General features: G+C 42.3%; 15 protein-coding genes and 1 tRNA gene. 7 read left to right on the forward strand and 9 right to left on the reverse strand.

The window, feature by feature from the left end; all coding sequences use genetic code 11:
* Window positions 1-2 precede the first annotated feature (2 nt).
* Genes DBR32_RS14075 through tssO (DBR32_RS14110) form a run of 8 tightly spaced genes read right to left on the reverse strand, consistent with a single transcriptional unit; the run spans window position 3 to window position 10,101 of the window.
* The gene (locus DBR32_RS14075) at window positions 3-1,889 is read right to left on the reverse strand and encodes a type VI secretion system baseplate subunit TssF (protein ID WP_124637006.1); all 1,887 of its coding nucleotides are present in this window, start codon (window positions 1,887-1,889) and stop codon (window positions 3-5) included.
* Between the two features lie 25 nt (window positions 1,890-1,914).
* Complete coding sequence (locus tag DBR32_RS14080) at window positions 1,915-2,355, reverse strand: GPW/gp25 family protein (RefSeq protein WP_124637007.1); 441 nt, start codon at window positions 2,353-2,355, stop codon at window positions 1,915-1,917.
* On the reverse strand, window positions 2,348-3,217 hold the full coding sequence (locus DBR32_RS14085; RefSeq protein WP_124637008.1) for a lytic transglycosylase domain-containing protein: 870 nt from the start codon (window positions 3,215-3,217) through the stop codon (window positions 2,348-2,350). The genes DBR32_RS14080 and DBR32_RS14085 overlap by 8 nt, the downstream gene beginning before the upstream one ends.
* Before the next feature lie 11 nt (window positions 3,218-3,228).
* Window positions 3,229-5,715: an ATP-dependent Clp protease ATP-binding subunit gene (locus DBR32_RS14090; protein WP_124637009.1), complete on the reverse strand. Its 2,487-nt coding sequence runs from the start codon at window positions 5,713-5,715 to the stop codon at window positions 3,229-3,231.
* 3 nt (window positions 5,716-5,718) lie between these two features.
* Window positions 5,719-8,076, reverse strand: coding sequence for a type VI secretion system protein TssR domain-containing protein (gene tssR / locus DBR32_RS14095; RefSeq protein ID WP_124637010.1), 2,358 nt, complete (start codon window positions 8,074-8,076; stop codon window positions 5,719-5,721).
* Window positions 8,076-8,990, reverse strand: a complete 915-nt coding sequence (locus DBR32_RS14100) for a PKD domain-containing protein (protein WP_124637011.1) — start codon at window positions 8,988-8,990, stop codon at window positions 8,076-8,078. Before DBR32_RS14100 ends, tssR begins: the two co-directional genes overlap by 1 nt.
* A gap of 17 nt (window positions 8,991-9,007) precedes the next feature.
* On the reverse strand, window positions 9,008-9,535 hold the full coding sequence (gene tssO / locus DBR32_RS14105; protein WP_124637012.1) for a type VI secretion system TssO: 528 nt from the start codon (window positions 9,533-9,535) through the stop codon (window positions 9,008-9,010).
* 41 nt (window positions 9,536-9,576) lie between these two features.
* Entirely contained in the window at window positions 9,577-10,101 is a 525-nt protein-coding gene (gene tssO / locus DBR32_RS14110; RefSeq protein ID WP_124637013.1) for a type VI secretion system TssO, read from the reverse strand.
* Window positions 10,102-10,254: 153 nt separating this feature from the next.
* Here tssO (DBR32_RS14110) and DBR32_RS14115 point away from each other — a divergent pair, with 153 nt between their 5' ends.
* The 4 genes from DBR32_RS14115 (at window position 10,255) to DBR32_RS14130 (ending at window position 15,032) form a co-directional block, all read left to right on the forward strand.
* On the forward strand, window positions 10,255-10,914 hold the full coding sequence (locus DBR32_RS14115) for a LuxR C-terminal-related transcriptional regulator (protein WP_124637014.1): 660 nt from the start codon (window positions 10,255-10,257) through the stop codon (window positions 10,912-10,914).
* An 847-nt stretch (window positions 10,915-11,761) separates the two neighbouring features.
* Window positions 11,762-13,105, forward strand: coding sequence for a hypothetical protein (locus DBR32_RS14120; protein ID WP_124637015.1), 1,344 nt, complete (start codon window positions 11,762-11,764; stop codon window positions 13,103-13,105).
* 348 nt (window positions 13,106-13,453) lie between these two features.
* A complete protein-coding gene (locus tag DBR32_RS14125; protein WP_199724518.1) occupies window positions 13,454-13,960 on the forward strand; it encodes a Crp/Fnr family transcriptional regulator in 507 nt (168 codons plus the stop codon).
* 64 nt (window positions 13,961-14,024) lie between these two features.
* Entirely contained in the window at window positions 14,025-15,032 is a 1,008-nt protein-coding gene (locus DBR32_RS14130) for an NAD-dependent epimerase/dehydratase family protein (protein WP_124637017.1), read from the forward strand.
* 340 nt (window positions 15,033-15,372) lie between these two features.
* Here DBR32_RS14130 and DBR32_RS14135 read toward each other — a convergent pair.
* Window positions 15,373-15,444, reverse strand: a tRNA-Met gene (locus DBR32_RS14135).
* Between the two features lie 95 nt (window positions 15,445-15,539).
* Between DBR32_RS14135 and era the strand changes: the two genes are divergently transcribed.
* The 3 genes from era to DBR32_RS14150 all read left to right on the forward strand — a co-directional run bounded on the left by era (window position 15,540) and on the right by DBR32_RS14150 (window position 18,109).
* Window positions 15,540-16,421 (forward strand): GTPase Era, encoded by an 882-nt coding sequence (era, locus tag DBR32_RS14140; protein ID WP_124637018.1) that lies wholly within the window; start codon window positions 15,540-15,542, stop codon window positions 16,419-16,421.
* On the forward strand, window positions 16,411-17,301 hold the full coding sequence (locus tag DBR32_RS14145) for a 1-aminocyclopropane-1-carboxylate deaminase/D-cysteine desulfhydrase (RefSeq protein WP_124637019.1): 891 nt from the start codon (window positions 16,411-16,413) through the stop codon (window positions 17,299-17,301). The genes era and DBR32_RS14145 overlap by 11 nt, the downstream gene beginning before the upstream one ends.
* A 64-nt stretch (window positions 17,302-17,365) precedes the next feature.
* A complete protein-coding gene (locus DBR32_RS14150) occupies window positions 17,366-18,109 on the forward strand; it encodes a hypothetical protein (RefSeq protein ID WP_124637020.1) in 744 nt (247 codons plus the stop codon).
* Window positions 18,110-18,164: the final 55 nt, after the last annotated feature.

Below are 18,164 nucleotides of genomic sequence, written 5' to 3' on the forward strand. Positions count from 1 at the left end.
CCTTATTTATAGTCGTCCTGGTCCATAATATGAACAATATATTCAATTCCATCTATAGCACGGCTTACAATCTGGTTTTTTAAGGCCATAGCCATATCTGCCCAGTAGTGTTTTCCATATTGCCGGTATGTGGTAGGTACAATAGAGATCTCTACACTCCTGATAAATCCTTCTTTGGGTTTATCGCTGATGATCGTTCCCCGCTTTACCTCTACCGATCTGAGCTCTCCTTTTAAAACCAGCCTGCAATAATTCTTTATATCTTCTGCCGATACTATTTTATCGCGGGTGGTGAGCGCATACTTATAGGCCTGTATGGCATCGGTGCCTTTTTGCTCATCGCTTCCGCCCGTGGTTTCGGTCAGCAACACAATGTTTTTGTTGACGTTGGCCAGGCTTATTTTCTGTTGTACAAGCCGCGTACCCGGTCTCAGGTTATTGGCTAAAGTTGTATGGGTCACCCAATAGGCTGCCCGCACATGTTCCATATCCCCGATGGGGTCAATAATAATATAATTTGTATTTTCTCTGGCGGCTCTACCGTTATTCTTCACTTTCTGCTCCAGCACTTTCATTTGCAGTGTCATATTTTTCAATGCTTCCACCACCTTATCCCGCTCCAGTGCACCAAAGGCGGCCACTTCATCCCGGGTCAGTTCCAGTACATAGGCAATCATATCTACCGCATTCCTGTCGCTGAACCGCTCCATACCGCCCGAACGCACGGTAAAGTATCCTTTCTTCAGGCTATCCGTTTTGGTAAAGGGAATCTCGCTATACCTACGGCCAAATCCATCTACCACTTCTTCTACATAAAGATAATGCTCTCCGAGCTGTGTAAATAGGGGAATATTATTACCCATAACATCCAGGGTACATTCATTGCTTTTCCAAGCCCTGTTCAGCACGGGGAAAGCATTGGTCGTAAAAGAAGATCCGTCTATGATCTCAGAAGTGAACTGCGGAGGGAAGCTGGCCTCGATCCAGAGTATTTTCTTCTGTTGCAGCAAGGTGCTTACTTCCCGCTGTGCGGCAAGGGAAGATAAAGGCTCGGGTATCCCTCCCGGTACTATTTTTTCCTGCGAAAAACCCTGTAATTCTATAAATTTATGGCTATAGGCACTTTTAATGTTTTCCACCATTTGCTCGCGTATGGAAAAATCATTGAATACTTCATCAAAGCCTTCTGTCTTTAGCTCGCGCTCATAACTTAGTCCTTTGCTGACGGCGAGTAGTTCCCCACAGGTGCTGAAAGACACATAAGGCAAGAGCTTATATATAAAATCAAGGTGATCGTAAGTGGCATTGGTATAATAAAAGCTAAGTGCTTCGGGTAGCTGCTCTTCTCCATACTGGGTTACATCAATACCGATAAAGAGTTTATTATGCGGTATCGCATAATTGGGCATCCGGGCAATGGGTATCCTGTTCTGGTTCTCGTCCATCATGTAACAAGTATGGGCAGAGACGAGTAGGGAAACATTAAGCTTATGCAGGCGTACATTATCAATGGGGGTAAACGGAATTTCCAGCTGTACATCAGAAACGGCTTTTATCGTCGACGCAAACTGCTTTTTGATAAAAAACTCGCTATGGTGTGGCAGCAGTTCCGTTGGCTCCTGTGGCATGGCAAAGGCAATAGCATGAGCCGGCCTTGGAGTGGTATAAATAGAAGGGGTCAACAGCTTGGCCACCCGATCCAGGATGCGGGCATTAACCGTATGCATCTCATTACTTACCTTAAAGATTTCCGTACTAAATGCATCTATCAGCAATACGACAAACGGATCCAGGGAATGCTGGCTTTTCAGGCCCCATATCCTGGCTGCATTTTGCAGCATTCTTGCTTTGATCGCTTCTTTAGAGTATGAATTATTTTTTCCTATCATTACCTGTTCGTGCTACATAATATGGTTAATCTATAGACATGGGGCTCAGGAATAGTTCGGTAGCAAAACTGAACTGTTCCCCGCTTTCTTGTATCCGGGCATTAACCCCGATCTTCACTCTCTTTTTAATTTCCGTAAACTTACGCGTATCGTAAGAATGCTCTACGTATTCTATATGTGCCTCTATCCGCGGATTAATAATCCGGGGTTCATATAGCTGTATCTGCTGTTTCAGGCTTTCTACAAATATATGTTCCCACATGACCGTGGTAATGGCATTATCAAATTCAATATCCCAAACCGCGTTGCCATAATCAGGATCATAGCGGTTTTCGCGTTTCTTCGTTGTGACCAGCAGCATCAGGTTTTGTGCAATGCTTTCTGCTTCACTGCACATTTTCATGTTGCCCCCTTCAGACATGAGCTCTTCCGGATCGAAAGGCATGTTATAATTCAGGTTATTCATGGGCCGGAATTTCTTTTTTAAGTGAACGACTAAGAATCACATTTTTCTGCAACTGGAAGTCCGGCATCAGGTCTACCGGCAGGTAGATTCTTGCAATACCTTTTTCCTGCAATTCGGTCTTAACGGAAGGATTCCAGCGGTTAAAATCTGCGGCACTAATGTTCAGTACTTCTATGATCACCTCTGTATCAAATGCTCCGTTCACCTCACAATAAGTCAAAGAAGGATCTGTCGGATGTCCTTTTGTATTTTGCCGGCGCGGGCTTTTGATCTTATAGCCTGCGGTATGGTAATCTGCTTGTAATAAGGAAAGCTCATTGGTCGCCTGGCAAGCCGCAATGAACTTACGCACATGTCCAATGGTTTCTTTAGGCAGATAGGTATAATATAAATGGTAGCGGTCCGATTGCGCCGTCCGCATGGCTTTGTCTACATTGCCTTCGCCACAATTATAAGCCGCCACTACGGTAACCCAGTCATGGTATTTGGCATACAGATCTTTAAGACTCTTCACGACCGTCTGGGTACTTTTGTATATATCAAAACGGTCTTTAGACTGAAGACCATAATGATCGCTATGTGCTGTGGTGAACTGCCATACGCCTCCAGCCTGGGCAGAAGATACAGATTGTTTATTGAATCCGGACTCAATCAGCGCCAGATTACGCAACATGCGTGGTAAGCCATTGCGCGTCAACGTATGCTCAATAAATTGAACGATCTCCTTATTCTCCCGGATTACGGAGCGATAATAATTAGCCTGATCCGCACTTACCTGGAACAAACCATTAAACTGCGTCCCGCTTGCCGGGAAGCTGAGTAAGGCCACCATACCTATAATATACGCGAGCAGTTTTTTCATAAATGTTTATTTTATTGTCCGATCTTCCAAAACACAGTCTGTGAAGCCTCATCCCAGTCGACTGATATTGTTTCGCCGGGTTTTACCTCTTCCCCAACGATCTTCTTCGAAATAGGCCTTGCCAGCTGTGTGCGTACTACGCCACCGATCTGCCGCGCGCCATACTGGCTACTAAAGCCGGACACAGCCAGGTTGCGTAGCGCTCCGGGACTAATATCGAATCCTATGCCCAGGCGGGTAAGCGCCGAGGTCAGGGATTTGAGCTGTATCCGGAAGATCTGCTCTGCCATTTTTTCGGTAATCGGGGCAAACGGAATAATCTCCGTGATACGCGCCAGGAACTCTGGACGGAAATTGCCGGACATAACCTGCATCAATTCGGAAGAAGACGGAATGGTATCTTGTTCAAATTTTTCGACAATATGGGCACTGCCGATATTGGAGGTAAACAGGATGAGCGCATTGCTGAAATCACCTTCTTTACCCAGTTTATCATGTACTTTACCCTCATCCATAATCTGCAGGAATACATCAAATACGGAACTATGGGCTTTTTCAATCTCATCGAAAAGCACCACTGCGTAGGGTTGCTGTCGGATCTTATTCACCAGCATACCACCCTCTTCGTAGCCTACATAGCCCGGAGGAGCCCCATAAAGCAGGGCCGCTGAATGTTCTTCTTTAAATTCCGACATATCAAAACGAATCATCGCTTTTTCATCGTTAAAGAGCAATTCGGCCATGGATTTGGCCAGCTCTGTCTTACCGGTACCCGTCGGCCCCAGCAAAAAGAAGGACCCGATGGGTTGCCCCGGTTTGTTCAAGCCGCTTCGGCTTTCAATAATTGCATCGGAGAGTACTTTTAAGGCATGATCCTGCCCTATTACCCTTTTCATCAGGTACGATTCCATATTCAGGAGCCGGTCTTTTTCCTGCGCTTGTATTTTCCCAATCGGGATATTGGTTTTGGCCGCCATTACAGCCGCCAGCTCCAGCTTCCCTACTTTTTCTCTTTTAATGCTTGCATATCCTTTCAGCTCTTCATACACACCGGCAATCAGTTCTTTTATTTGTGCCGTACCGGCATTAGGATCTAATTCGGGCTGTTCTGCCAGAGAACCCCATAGAATAGGACTGATCCTGTTTCTAAGTTGACCATACATCCATTGCAGATCCAGCACAAGATCCGCCTCTTCTGCATAAGGCGCTGCCAGCAGTTGATCATATTCTGTTTTCCAGTGCTCCAGTTCCTTTTCAGACAGTTCGTCAAGCATTTTGATGGCGGCCATCGTCCTGTCAAGCAGATCTATCGCGGCATCCGGAAGCTTTTTCCCTTTAGCATACCGTTTTGCCAGGCGCACGCATTCCGGAATGGCGTCTTTGTCTACCTCTATACCATGGTGCGCTTTATAGCGGTCTACCAGCACACTGATCATTTTGGCACAGGTATTGATATCGGGCTCTGCTATGCTTAAGACTTCAAACCTGCGGTTAAATGCCGCTTCCGGTTCTATAATCTTGCGATACTCCTCATGGGTTGTGGCGCCGATCACGGTGATCTCTCCACGAGCCAGTTCGGGCTTCAGAAGGTTCGCCACATTACCGGCGGAACCTTTGCTGTCGAGCAGGCTGTGTATCTCGTCAATAAATAATATCGCTTTGTCCAGCTTTTTACAATCATTAATCACTTTTTTAAGGCGGTCTTCGATCTCTCCTTTATAAGAGGTACCGGCCACCAGCAAGCTGGTATCCAATTCTAATAAAATAGCATTGGCCAGTAACTGGGGTACTTGCCCTTTGATGATCTCATGGGCAAAACCCTCTACCAGTGCCGTTTTACCGACTCCGGGCTCGCCTACAATAATTACATTAGGCTTACTCCTCCGGCAAAGTACTTCAATAAGGTTACGGGTTTCCTGCTCTCTGCCGATAATGGCATCCAGACTGCCGTTACGGGCTTGTGCCGTGCGGTCGATGCAGTAGCTCTGTATCGCTGCATAGTTTCCTCCGCTTTTGGGTAAGTTGCCATTCAGCAAATTGCTCTGCTCCGGTGCTACAAAACTATCATGTTGTGTACTGTACAGATTGTATATTTCAGACTCCCGCAAGGGCAGCGATTTAAGCTGCTCGGCCGAGAAGGCTATATTGGGTTTTACGATTGCCGCGAGAACACATAAAGGCGTGATCTCATCTAGTCCAAGGCGAAGGCGTACGTCTTCCGCCTCATCCATCAGCCTGGAGATTGCTTCATCCTGCCCGATCTCGGAAGGCAGTACAGAAGCCGTCGGATATTCTTCTACACGTACATCTGCCCATTCGTATATATATCCAGGGTCTTTACCTATGGCACGCAGGAAATCTAGCAGGTCTATATCTTTATGCACCAAGGCTTGCAGCACATGCGCTGCCCCGAATTTTTCATTATAATTTTCGCGGGCAAGTGACTGTGCTATATGAAAGAGCTGCTTAACCGTCTCGTTTGATATAAGGATTCCCATAAATTACTGATTGTTTTGTACTGCCGGTAAATAATCCTGATTCAGCCAATAATAGACTTTTCCATTATGGCGTATTTTAATGGCCGTGCTGTTTTTATTAGACGATAATTTATTGGCCAGGAGCTTGTAACGTTCAAAATAGCTGATTACTGCCGCGCTTTCTACCTTGCCGGAACGCCATTGTTTCAGGGAAATATTGTTGAACAAGGGGTCCTGGTTGATGAAGCCTGATCCCATTTTTACGCTGTAAGCCATCGGCTGGCGATTCAATTTACCTTTCCGGAGCTTTACATACCCGGGCCTGCTATTGGCTGTGATACGGACATATCTGCGCAGCGCTCTTTTACGGTTAAAGTTTTTATGACTATAACAGTCTTTGGATATTTTGTAATAGTATTGGTATAAACGGTCATATTCTTTCTCGTCCAACAATACGCCATTCTCTATGCCATTATAGGAAAGATCTAGTGAATCTCCGATAAAGCCATTGGCGAGCAGCACTGCTTTATTATCTAATAGGTAAGCTGCCGTCCGGGCGGGCAATACCCCATTGATGTCTTCAAAACGATCTTTAAAGTCTGCATTTACGGTTGTAAGGTTGGCTCCTATATCAGATTTAAAATAGGCATTAAGTGAGCTGTCTATCCGCTGATTATCGCTGGTCACCTGGCCGATCAGGCTATCGATAGCGCCTTTAAGCAATTTGGCGGGCAGCGTTTCCCCTTTGTTGGGAAACAAGACAAAGCCCTGCATCATGCTGCTGTTGGGAAAATCCAGATAAAAAACACCTTGTTCTCCTTTGTTCAGGTTAAAGTTATTGCTGATCAGAAAATCATCCTGGTTTACGATCTTTTCTTTTTTCAGTTCTGCTACATTGGCGGCACTGTTGGTCAGTACTTTTTCGGCCAGCAATACAAAGTCATTATAACCATCTGCCGACTTGGCCTGTGTTTGGAAGAAAATCATCCTTGCGTTGACGCGGGTCATGGCCTGGATCGCTTCATTGGTCTGACCTGCTTCATTGGCTGCCGTACCCATTACCACGATGATATTGGTCTCCCCCGCCACCGGCGTCAGGAGTCTCGACGCTTCGATAAGGCCATTATTGACCGGCTGGGCATAATATCCGTCTTCGCAGGTAATGCTGTTTAATTTTTGCTCAAAGAAGGTGGCTACATCACGGTAATTATTGCTTAAGCCAGAGCTGAGTTCTCTTACACCACAGGTATTATCTTTAAATACTACGCCTCCAAACTTCACGCTTTCGTAATAAGAAGGTGCGATAAACTTAAGCTGTAGTTCCTGCATGAACGATTTCACGTAAGGCAGGTACAACCGGTTGCCATGGCTTACATCTACCACAAAAACAATGTTTAGTTTCCGGTTGTCGCTTAAAATTTCCCTGAAGCGGCTATAATAAATCGGATTGCCCAGGATATTATAAATCTTGTTGGCTTCATAGTTCAGTGGATTGACCAGGAAGTTGGTATGTGTATTCCTTGCAGTTTTGTTGTAAGCAGTAACCGGCATAATCTTTTCAAATGAAGATCTGCCCAAAAGACTGCCTTCTGTCAGTACCGGTGCAATCTGGCCTGCACTTGCGCTGTCTTTAGTCAGGTATACCTTGGTGGTGGCTACATCTTTTACTCCCATTTTGATTGCGGTTTGCTCTCCCCATAAGGAGATCATATCCCGGCTCACCCAGCCATAGATAATTTTTTGTGCGCTGTCGATATCGAAAGTGGGTTTACCACCGACAAGGTAGCGTGTTCCGTCTTCGGATTGTTTATAGATATAGACGACATCGCCCACGGGCAGCTTTACCGAAGCGGCATTGGTCAGTGAAGGTGCCGTAAAAACCTTTACAGAGTCATTTTCCAGATACTTGTCAATATTAAGCAGCACATCGCTGGTGCGGGAAACCAATACGGCTTTGGGTATATTGCCCGAAGCAGCGGCCGGTAGCCCGTTATTCCAAAGCAGCAGCTGTTCTTTTGAAGCCCAGCCTACTTTTTTGATGGCTTTACGCTTTACCATTCCTTTATTGACCATTCCGGCCTGGTACTGGGCCAGTTTAAGCATATTGCCTTTTTCGTAAAGTACCAAGTATGGCTCGAGAAACCGGCCTTTGCTGCTGACTGCAGAAGATTTTCGGCTGCGCAGATAAGTGACGTTTTCTTCCCGGTCCGAAAACAGGATCCAGGGTTGCGGTTGCTGCGCATAGCCTTCTTTTACTTTCGTTTTTTCGATCGTGCCATAGGTCTGCGGTTTTGGCGTTAAAGATGTTTTTACAACGGCACATCCTCCTATAAGGACGGACAAAGATGCAGCAAATACGGTGGGTAATAGATAGTGCTTCATTATTTACTTTGGATTACATCTACTTTGGTTACACAATTCATATTATCATCAAAACCGACTTTCACCGATTGTATGGTCACGTTTTTGTCGAACTGAAGCCCGGCGCAATAGTAATAAAAGCTGTTAGACTTTTGTTTATCGTCTTTGACAACGGCATTCTCATTATTACAGAGGTATTTATTGAGCAGGTAATTATAATGCTCATTAAAGTTATTGCCGTTTGCGATCTGTTGCAGGTGATAACGGAAGTCATCGTCTATTTTTTTGTACATATCATCTATCGTGGCGGCAGATGTGGAATCTACTACGGCATAGCCCGGTTTGATCGTGATGGTATGTGTAATAGGATAAGCAGTCTCTTCTGTTTCGAGTACTACGGTATAGGTTCCCGGTTTTTTATAGGCATAAATAGGGTTTTTCTCTCCGGAGTTAAACATACCGGATTCCCCAAATTTCCACCGGAAGATTTTCGCTTTGGTTGTAATCGCACGGAACTCTACATTCTCCATAACCATGGCTTCTTTTGGCCCTTCAATCTGGGTCACAAAGGTATCGGAAGCTACAGCCAACTCTTGTTTCGGCGTTACCTGAACGGAAAATGTTTTGGTATATTTATCATTCAGGGTAATGCTCACCTGGTAATAACCGGGATGTGCATAAATGTAATAACCGCTATCATTTACGGACACGTTTCCGTCTCCGAAATTCCATTTCTTGATCGCAGAAAAATCCGTTTTGTCTTTGTAAAACAGGGTATCTCCTGCAGTTAATACAAGTGGGGTCACTTTTGCATCAATATCATCTACACTGTGGAAGAACCGGCTTTGTAACCAAAAGATAAGGGCTGCCAGAACGAGTACCGCTCCGGCCGAGATGGCAATAATCTGCTTTTTGTTTCTTTGAAAGTAGGACATCGTTTGTAAGGTGGTTTTTATTTTGCGCTTCTGGATAACATGGCATTTTTCATTTGAGACAATCTTTGCTGATTATCTTTAAAGCCCGAAAGACATTCGTTCAGCTCTTTTTCGAACCGGGCAATATTTTCTGTTTTTTTAGCTACTAATACTTTATCAGAAAAGTACATTTTCATAAACTGTGCGATCTGGTAATAGTCTTCTTTACGGGAATCATATATTTCTACGCCTTCAAAGGCATTGGCCACCTCATTGATACTGGTTTTAATATCGCTCTCCACAAAAGGTTGAACGGAATCTTTGGAGAGTACAATTATTTTTCGAAATGTATTTTCGACCAAGGGTGAAACAGCTGCCTGGCGTGCAGTAAATTTATTTCTCTGCTCGAGCATCTGCAGGGACAGTGCACCGTCCCGTGCAAAAGGAGAGTCGAATTTTCTGAGGAAAAGTAGGGATAGCACCAGTAACACCAGCGCCAGGAGTCCCAGCAGGTAAAAAAACTGGTATCGTCTTTCTTGTTTGGAGAGGGAATGGTAACCTTGCATAGCTTTAATATCTTTTTGTTCTTAGAAAATAAAAGGGAAATCTATCTACCGCTAAAGCTTCTTGTCGGATCTTGCGACAAAGACTGGCGTATCTGGCGGTTCTGCCCCATACATTCTTGCAGATCAGCTTTGGTTAATTCAAATCGGGCACTGATATTCATCACCTCCAGTTTCAGCTGCATCATGCTGTCTAACCTGTTTACAAGATAATAATAATGCTTAAATTCAGCACTATCCTTACCAATCACTTTTTTCACCTCCTGGATGTTGGTATAGATGTAGTTTGCAAGGAAGGCGTTGTTAGAAACCCGGTCGGTATTCATCACCGACATCTGGTAAAATAAAGAGTCTAGTTTTGGTTTTAAAACCTGTTGCTTATTCAGCACTTCTTTATAAGCAACAATATTATCTTCTATTACTTTTCGCTGCTTGCTGTAGCTGGATGCGAATAGATACAGGCACAGAAAACTAATGCATACCAGCACTAAAAAAAAGCCGATAAACTTCAAGAGCTCTTTTCGTATTTCTACTGCGTTTTGTTTCTTAGATTTTATATAGTTCATCATATCGTTCCTTATTATACACTCAGGTTATTCCAATAAAAAATGAATTTTATGTTTTTGTTATGCATAATTCACAAACATATCATCTAATTTCAAATCAATATATTTGTACACATAACGCGTTGACTCAACCAAACCACCGATAAAAAGTATACTATGAAAAAGATTAGATTTTCCATAGCAGACGCCGATTTCTACTTCAAACAAATGCTGATCAGTTCTATCCTGAATGATCCTAAGATGATGCTGACCAGCAATTGTAATAATGGTCATGAGCTCATCCGGCAGATACATCTGAGGCAAGAAAATATCTTTATTATCGACCTCTTTATGCCCATCATGAGTGGCATAGAGGCAATAAGATACATCCGGTCTGCAGATACAACAACACCCATTATCGCCTACTCTCCCACCTACCAGGAAGACATGGCCAATATACTGCTGCAACTACCCAAAGTCTATTACTGTCAGAAAAGCAGCAATGTCATTATAGATATATTAATGAATATGGTGCTGACGCCTCTGAAACGGTACCAGGACTACAGGACAGTCTGGGAAAAGCAATCCCTCGCGGCGCATACCCTTGTGCAACAAAACCCGGTAAAGGAACAGTATGACCTGAGCCTTCTAGAAATCCGGATGATGAAATTATGTTACGAAGGACTAAGCAATAAAAATATCGGGGAAATACTCAATCTTTCTGCAAGAACTATAGATACCTATATCAAACGACTGACGGATCGACTAGGACTAAAGAGTAAAATAGACCTGATACGATTCTGTGTAGAACATGGCTATTATAATTCCAGTTTATAAGAATAATTTCATTACCGACAGCTTATCCTTTGTAAAAAATTCATTGTTTTTTTTAGCAGGGCTGGTTTTATCAAAGATCTTTCAAAACCGCTGTTCAGGCGGCTCGATTTGCTTGTTACTAGCACAAATTAAGTAATTTATCGCATTCAAAACAAATTCATTTCTCGGGTTTTTACATATTATTTTACTGTTAAGCGCTAATCTATTATTATCTACATAGGGAATTATATCTCAACCGGCTCGTTTAAACATAGTGCGACAAGCAGAGAAATATGCTTCAAAACACTCTGCAAATTCGTTTTACACATTAGCAAACTTTATGTTTTGTCATTCATAATATATCGTAAATAATGACATTTTAAATGTTGTATTTTCTTATACTGCACAGCAGACATAACTCTCTTTAATAGAATAACTTACGCTTGTTTATACCTCGCTTTTTTACCAATATCTTTTACTGATTTTTGCGCTGTTGTACACAAAACGGCTTTATGCACATTTGCGCTGAAATAAGCAGCATGATCGCGATTAATATAATTGAGGTTTAGCGCAGAAATCAAAACAACAATGATCGATTTCGTACTATACGGACATCGGCTGAACCTGAATAACAGATACTAGTGTAGCTGCTTATTACGGATTGGGTGAACTCAAATGACAAATAGGTCAACCGAAATGACGAGGGCGTGAACTGATCCTTTTTTATCACGACAAGGCGGATTAAGTTACAGCGTATTTCGCGAATACGAGAAAAGGAAGCTGCATCAACAACCTATATAAATCCGATGTCCGCTGAATCACAACTCTATGGCGGTGAGACAAGAGTAATAAATTACAACAAGATCCAATGATTAAAAAATTATTGATTTTTGCTTTTCTTTCCTATTCGGTTATGTCCTGCAAAAAGCCTCATACAGACGGTCAGCGTGATATGGGGAAACTCAGCACATTGTCCGGCCAATACAATTTCTCTAATTATCCGCAGATAGATAGGGGGCGGTTAGTCTTTACGGATTATAACCATTTTGATGCATACCTCACATTTTTAGGAAAGGCCGTTGAAGGCGCTCCGGATGAGCATATAATCCTACAGGAAATCGAAGATGGCCTGGGTTTTACCTCGTTACGTAAGATTGCACATGATCAATTTATACAGCTCAATCAGGTTGGATGGTCTACACTACGCGAAATACCGGACGAACATTTTGTAGTAGGGTCTGACCTGCGTTCTATCCTGAATACATCGCTGGACATGCAAATCGGACAAGAGATTATACATTACGTCAATAAAAATTTTGCAGTAGTCGTTAAAGAGGGACATGAAGATGTATTAGACCAATTCAAAGCCCTGAATCCGGAGACTTCGACACTAAATGATCTGCTTACCGTTGATGATGGTAGAGAATACTCGGGGGTAATCCGTTTAACCGGCGAAGGATATATTCCGATGAAAGGAACCGGGACGCCCGGACTGCATGGACCAACGCTGTTTCAGGTCGGTACCTGCACCGATCCCGGTGCTTACTATTTTAGAGATATCTATGCATTTGACGGTAGCAGAGTGAAGTCCTGGGTAAAGGTCGATTTCGATGATGGTTCTGCTTTGGGATATTATGGTCCGGTGCTCTCATTAGCCGGATGGAAAGTAGAAAATTTTACGCATACATTCCCAACACCCAATAATGTCAATCACTATAACATAAAAATGTATGCTTATGATAACTCAAACTACACCGGAACACCGTTTGATCAAAAAACCGTTCCACTTACGATTACGATTCCTCCGTCTTGTTTGCTGGCATTTAAAGACTCTGACTGGCATTATTTAAATGTCCCTTCAACGGACAGATGGGTAAGTGGAAAATTGGTGATGCAGAATATCGGAGGTAGTAATAATCCGAGATTAAGGGTAGTTGCTTATTCGAGGTTAATTAAAAAATTGGCCAACGGAAATTACACTACATTTAAAGGAGAAATGTACGTAACACTGGCATGTGATGCTAAAGACCCTACCAACTGTAGTACGGTTGATCAGTTAGTGGGAGACGGATGGGATTCTTATGATGATGAGCAAACCCTGCACCGTCAAGCAGCTCCGGGCGCTGCTTGGTATACGGCCAATTCCACTCATGGATATAAATACAATGGTACCTGGTATACCCTACCCATTAATTTAAATGTATGTAACTAATTAGTTTATTAGGTTTAAGCATTTATTATACAGTGTAAATCCCGGAAATACTACATTTCCGGGATTTACCTTTTCTAATCCGAAGTACAAAATTTACGATATGTTATTTCAGATTTTCAAGAAAACGATCTAAAATTTTTATAAGGCTGCTAAAAGAATATGTCAAAAAAAAAGGGTAATTTCTACTTGATAGTTAAAGCCGTGATATACTAACAATAGCATTGCGCAAACCAAGCACGATGTAGTGTCGTATCGTTTAAAGTTTTTTACCTTCGCAGTATGCACAATCAACTTATCCATCTTATAACACAAAGTGTAGCACTTTCGGATTCAGAAAGAAATTTGTGCATGCAATACTTTGAACCCGTTTTGTATCCCAAAAATCGGGTGATTGAAGAAGAAGGGAAAATACCCGGCTATCTGTATTTTATCGTTTCTGGTTTTATCCGCTTATTCCATTTTAATGATAAGGGCGAGGAGCTAACAACACACATAAATTGCCCACCTGGTTTCATCACATCTTATTCTAATTTTGCTACTCAAAAGAAGTCTGATGAAAATTTGGAATGTGTTACGCAATGCGAGCTATTAAGGATTACGAAATCTGATCTCGATACATTTATAGAACAAAGCGCCGCCTTTAAAGACTTCAGTATTCGGGTATTTCAGCAGTCATTATCCTATAATGAAACCCGTGCAAAAGAACTGGCTACGCTTAACGCAGAACGGCGGTATTTAAAACTAATGGAAGAACATCCGGAAGTACTACAGAATGTTCCCATGCAATACATCGCTTCTTTTCTGGGCATGAATCCTAAAAGTTTGAGCCGCATCCGCAAACAGATTATTAAGTAACATTTGCGAAGTGATCCTGACGGAACAAAGCTGAATTTTGCCATATCATTTAACATCAAAGGATATGACACATAAAAATTTAGCGCTGGTATCTGGTGCCAACGGACATTTGGGTAATAATTTAGTTAGGCTACTGCTTAAAAAAGGAATTCCGGTACGCGCTTCCGTTCGCAACAGTTCAAATACAGCACATTTCAAAGATTTAGATTGTAGCGTCGTTCAGGCAGATATAACGGATAAGGCTTCCTTTAAAAGAGTCTTACAAGGTGTTGATACTTTTTATGCGGTTGGTGCCGCTTTCAAATTATGGGCCAAAGACCCCAAAAAAGAAATTTACGATGTAAATATGCAAGGAACGCGCAATACGATAGAAGCTGCAGCCGAAGCAGGGGTAAAAAGAATTGTCTATGTGAGTTCTATCGCTGCATTGGATTATACTCATCTACCTGCAAAAGAAAGCAATGGCTACAATCCAGACCGCAGGGATATGTATTACAACTCTAAAAATGATGGTGAAAGGCTCGCTTTTGAACTGGCTAAAGAATTAGGCATTGAATTGGTATCTGTAATGCCTGGAGCAATGATAGGAAGCGAAGCATTTGCTCCTCTGAATGTTTCCTATGGTATACTAAAACTAATTTTAAATAAACAAATTCCAGTCGATACCAGAATTACCCTGAACTGGATTGATGTGAAAGATGTTGCTGAAGGTTGCTTTTTGGCCGCACAAAAAGGTCGTTCTGGCGAACGTTATATTCTCGCTAACGAAGAATGTATGACCATTACCGATACAACTAAATTAGCTCAAAAGCTATATCCCGAGCTGAAACTAAAAATACCGAGATCTGTGCCAAAATTCATATTGCACGCTATTGCAGGTTTTATGGAATGGTCCGCTAAGATGCGTGGAAAGCCACCTGTACTGACCACTAAAGACATCGCCATGTTTTCAGGATTGCAACAGAATTTTGACATTTCTAAGTCTAGAAATGAACTTGGATTTAATCCGAAAAACAAGGAGCAAGCAGTGAAAGAAGCATTGGCATACCTTATGAAGCATCAGATCATTTAAGGATTTTTGAAAAGTTAAGCACTGCCGGCAGTGATGCTCCTATGCTCCCTTCAATATCGGCTTTTGAGGTCCATTTCGCTGATAGCTTTAACCATAATAGGTTTATAATCCATTTTTCAAGACGGTTCGATTCCGCTTGCCCCACCCTGACCGGAACATCCGTTTTTTACCATAAAATACCGAATCAACTATATGAAAATCAATTAAAATAATCAATGATTTCATGATTTGGACATACCAAATCTGCATATTTTTCTACGAAATCCTAATAGATTGAAATGAGGTAGGCATAAAATAATACAGCGGAAAATCTATTAGATTTTCCGCTGTATGTGGTTCGTAGCGAGGGCTGGAATCGAACCAACGACCTTCGGGTTATGAGCCCGACGAGCTACCGCTGCTCTACCTCGCGCTGTTGAGAGTGCAAAAGTAGGACTCTTAATCTGATTGACCAAACTTTTTTTATAATTATTTAAAAATAAATTGCTTCCGCTATCTTTGCATCACATGGATACACAACACAAAGCAGGATTTGTCAACATATTCGGCCCCCCAAATGCCGGTAAGTCTACCTTACTGAATGCCCTTATCGGGGAATCTTTGGCGATTATCTCTCCGAAGGTACAAACGACTAGGCATCGTATCTTGGGCTTTATCACTGAAGAAAATTATCAAATTATTTTTTCCGATACCCCGGGCATTATCAATCCCAAATACAAGTTGCATAGCAAAATGATGCAACAGGTAAAAAGTGCTATGGAAGATGCGGACGTAGCCTTGCTGATGGCAGATGCCACAGAAAGCATTGATGGCTTCGCTGAAATCATTGCGACCTTAAAATTAAAATCACCCACGATCTTACTGATCAATAAAATAGACCTGATCAAGGATAAAGCAGAGCAGGAAAGACTATTGGCGGCCTTTGCCGAAAAAATAAAACCAACCAAAACGATAGCCATTTCGGTAACGAAGAAGATCAATATGGAACAGATTCTTCCGGCTGTACTGGAATACCTGCCCCCCAATCCTCCTTTTTTCCCGGAAGATGATATCTCTGATCGCCCTACCCGCTTCTTTGTATCGGAACTGATCAGGGAAAAAATATATTTTCTGTATGATAAGGAAATCCCCTACCATACCGCAGTTCTCGTACAATCTTTTAAAGACCTGCCTCATATTGTGCGCATCAGTGCAGATATTGTGGTGACCCGAGAAACCCAAAAAATAATTATGCTTGGCGACAAAGGCAGTATGATTAAAAAGCTGGGTACAAAAGCAAGAGAAAGTATTGAACAGTTTCTGGGTAAAAAAGTGTTCCTTGAATTATATATTAAGGTAAGACCTAAATGGAGAGAAAACGATACCTATCTGAAAGAGTATGGCTATTGATCTGAACCTTGAATTTAAGCAGTCGATTTTTCATCATGAATTATTAGCTCAAAAAGGCATTCAACTCAAATTCTTAAGGCTTGATACCATTCATCCGGTAGTATCGGGTAATAAATGGTTTAAACTAAAAGAATATATCGCTTTATTTCAAGACGGTTCTTTTGACCAGATCATTACGTTCGGAGGAGCCTACTCTAATCACCTGATTGCAACTGCCGCGGCCTGTCAGTATCACAATATCCCCTGTAGGGGTATCGTAAGGGGCTTCCACGGACAAGCAGCCATAACCACTACCCTACAGCATTGCAGGGATTTGGATATGGAACTTCATTTTCTTTCCCGTGCTGCTTATGCAACTAAAAATGAGCTTGATTTTATCGAGGAATTGCAACGGCAATATCCAGGGGCACTGATCATACCAGAAGGTGGTAGTGGGTCTTTAGGCCTAAAAGGAGCCCGGCAGATTAATGATTATATCGATGCTGAAACGGAGTTAATTTGCTGCGCGGTAGGCTCTGGTACTACATTTTGTGGCATAGCAGACGGATTACAGGCACATCAATCTGCCATCGGATTTACCGTTATGAAAAACGGCAGTTATATGCAGGAGGGCATACAGGCACAGATATCGCATCCGCGATGGCGCCTCGAAACCGATTATCATTTCGGTGGATTTGCCAAACATACTCCTGAACTAATCGCGTTTATCCATACGGTAAAAAGGACACAGGATCTTCCACTTGACTTTGTCTATAATGCTAAAATGTTGTGGGGTGTACTAGACCTCATTGCTACCGATAAAATCAAAGAGCGCCATATCTTATGTATACATACCGGGGGCTTACAGGGCAACCAAAGCATCCCATCTTTGCAACAATAGCAAAGGTTTTACTAAAATATAAGCGGCATATAGAAATCTATTAGTAATTACTTATTTTTGAACCATGAAGATATTGCGCCTATCCGGCATACTCAGTCTTGTATTCCTCTTTGTTGCCTCGACCAATGTTTGGGCACAGGATGATGCCCCGCCACCGACCCTACCTGAATTCAATGCAATTACAAAAGACGGGATAAACATATTATCGTTTACCAATCCTTATGAGAGTGGAGTAAAATTGATTGCGGTGCAACGTTCTGCAGATAGTAATTATAATTTTACCACTATCGGTACTGTACCCAAAATCACTAAAGGCTCGGCTGTCTATGTCGATCCACATCCGATGGTGGGCAAAAACTGGTATCGCATTGTGCTGGTCTTTAGCTCGGGGATTGACTTTAAAAGTAACCTGGGTGTGTTGGATGTCGATAGTTCGGCGATTGCCAGACAAAAACTGATGCCCTCCTCAGAGGAATTGCAAAAGATCGTCAACCAGGGGAATGAATCTTCCAAACAAATTATTAAAACAGTGGAGAAGCAGGCAGAAGCCGTATCTTATCCAAAATCAAGATATGTGTTTACGAATCCATTCTCGGGCAATATTAATATAGAATTACCGGATGCCCTGAGCGCAAGATATACGATTGATTTTTTTGACGCGAGTAAGAAAAAGGTGTTAAATATCCCCAGGGTAAACGAGAAAATAATCATCCTGGATAAAAGAAACTTTAACCAACTGGGCGTATATCAATTTACGATATACAAAGATCAGAAAGAGTTTGAGAAAGGTTATATAACTATATTCTAAATTTATTCATGGGAACAATACTGTTCCCATTTTTTATCATTTAAAAACACAAAAT

It is taken from the genome of Taibaiella sp. KBW10 (assembly GCF_003852495.1).
Taxonomy (GTDB): domain Bacteria; phylum Bacteroidota; class Bacteroidia; order Chitinophagales; family Chitinophagaceae; genus Edaphocola.

Bases quoted from the DNA above. Each gene is read 5' to 3' on its own strand.
- DBR32_RS14075 (WP_124637006.1), bottom strand. From the start codon at position 1,889: ATGATAGGAAAAAATAATTCATACTCTAAAGAAGCGATCAAAGCAAGA.
- DBR32_RS14120 (WP_124637015.1), top strand. From the start codon at position 11,762: ATGATTAAAAAATTATTGATTTTTGCTTTTCTTTCCTATTCGGTTATG.
- DBR32_RS14080 (WP_124637007.1), bottom strand. From the start codon at position 2,355: ATGAATAACCTGAATTATAACATGCCTTTCGATCCGGAAGAGCTCATG.
- tssO (WP_124637013.1), bottom strand. From the start codon at position 10,101: ATGATGAACTATATAAAATCTAAGAAACAAAACGCAGTAGAAATACGA.
- era (WP_124637018.1), top strand. From the start codon at position 15,540: ATGGATACACAACACAAAGCAGGATTTGTCAACATATTCGGCCCCCCA.
- DBR32_RS14085 (WP_124637008.1), bottom strand. From the start codon at position 3,217: ATGAAAAAACTGCTCGCGTATATTATAGGTATGGTGGCCTTACTCAGC.
- DBR32_RS14130 (WP_124637017.1), top strand. From the start codon at position 14,025: ATGACACATAAAAATTTAGCGCTGGTATCTGGTGCCAACGGACATTTG.
- tssO (WP_124637012.1), bottom strand. From the start codon at position 9,535: ATGCAAGGTTACCATTCCCTCTCCAAACAAGAAAGACGATACCAGTTT.
- DBR32_RS14115 (WP_124637014.1), top strand. From the start codon at position 10,255: ATGAAAAAGATTAGATTTTCCATAGCAGACGCCGATTTCTACTTCAAA.
- DBR32_RS14145 (WP_124637019.1), top strand. From the start codon at position 16,411: ATGGCTATTGATCTGAACCTTGAATTTAAGCAGTCGATTTTTCATCAT.
- tssR (WP_124637010.1), bottom strand. From the start codon at position 8,076: ATGAAGCACTATCTATTACCCACCGTATTTGCTGCATCTTTGTCCGTC.
- DBR32_RS14100 (WP_124637011.1), bottom strand. From the start codon at position 8,990: ATGTCCTACTTTCAAAGAAACAAAAAGCAGATTATTGCCATCTCGGCC.
- DBR32_RS14090 (WP_124637009.1), bottom strand. From the start codon at position 5,715: ATGGGAATCCTTATATCAAACGAGACGGTTAAGCAGCTCTTTCATATA.
- DBR32_RS14150 (WP_124637020.1), top strand. From the start codon at position 17,366: ATGAAGATATTGCGCCTATCCGGCATACTCAGTCTTGTATTCCTCTTT.
- DBR32_RS14125 (WP_199724518.1), top strand. From the start codon at position 13,454: ATGCAATACTTTGAACCCGTTTTGTATCCCAAAAATCGGGTGATTGAA.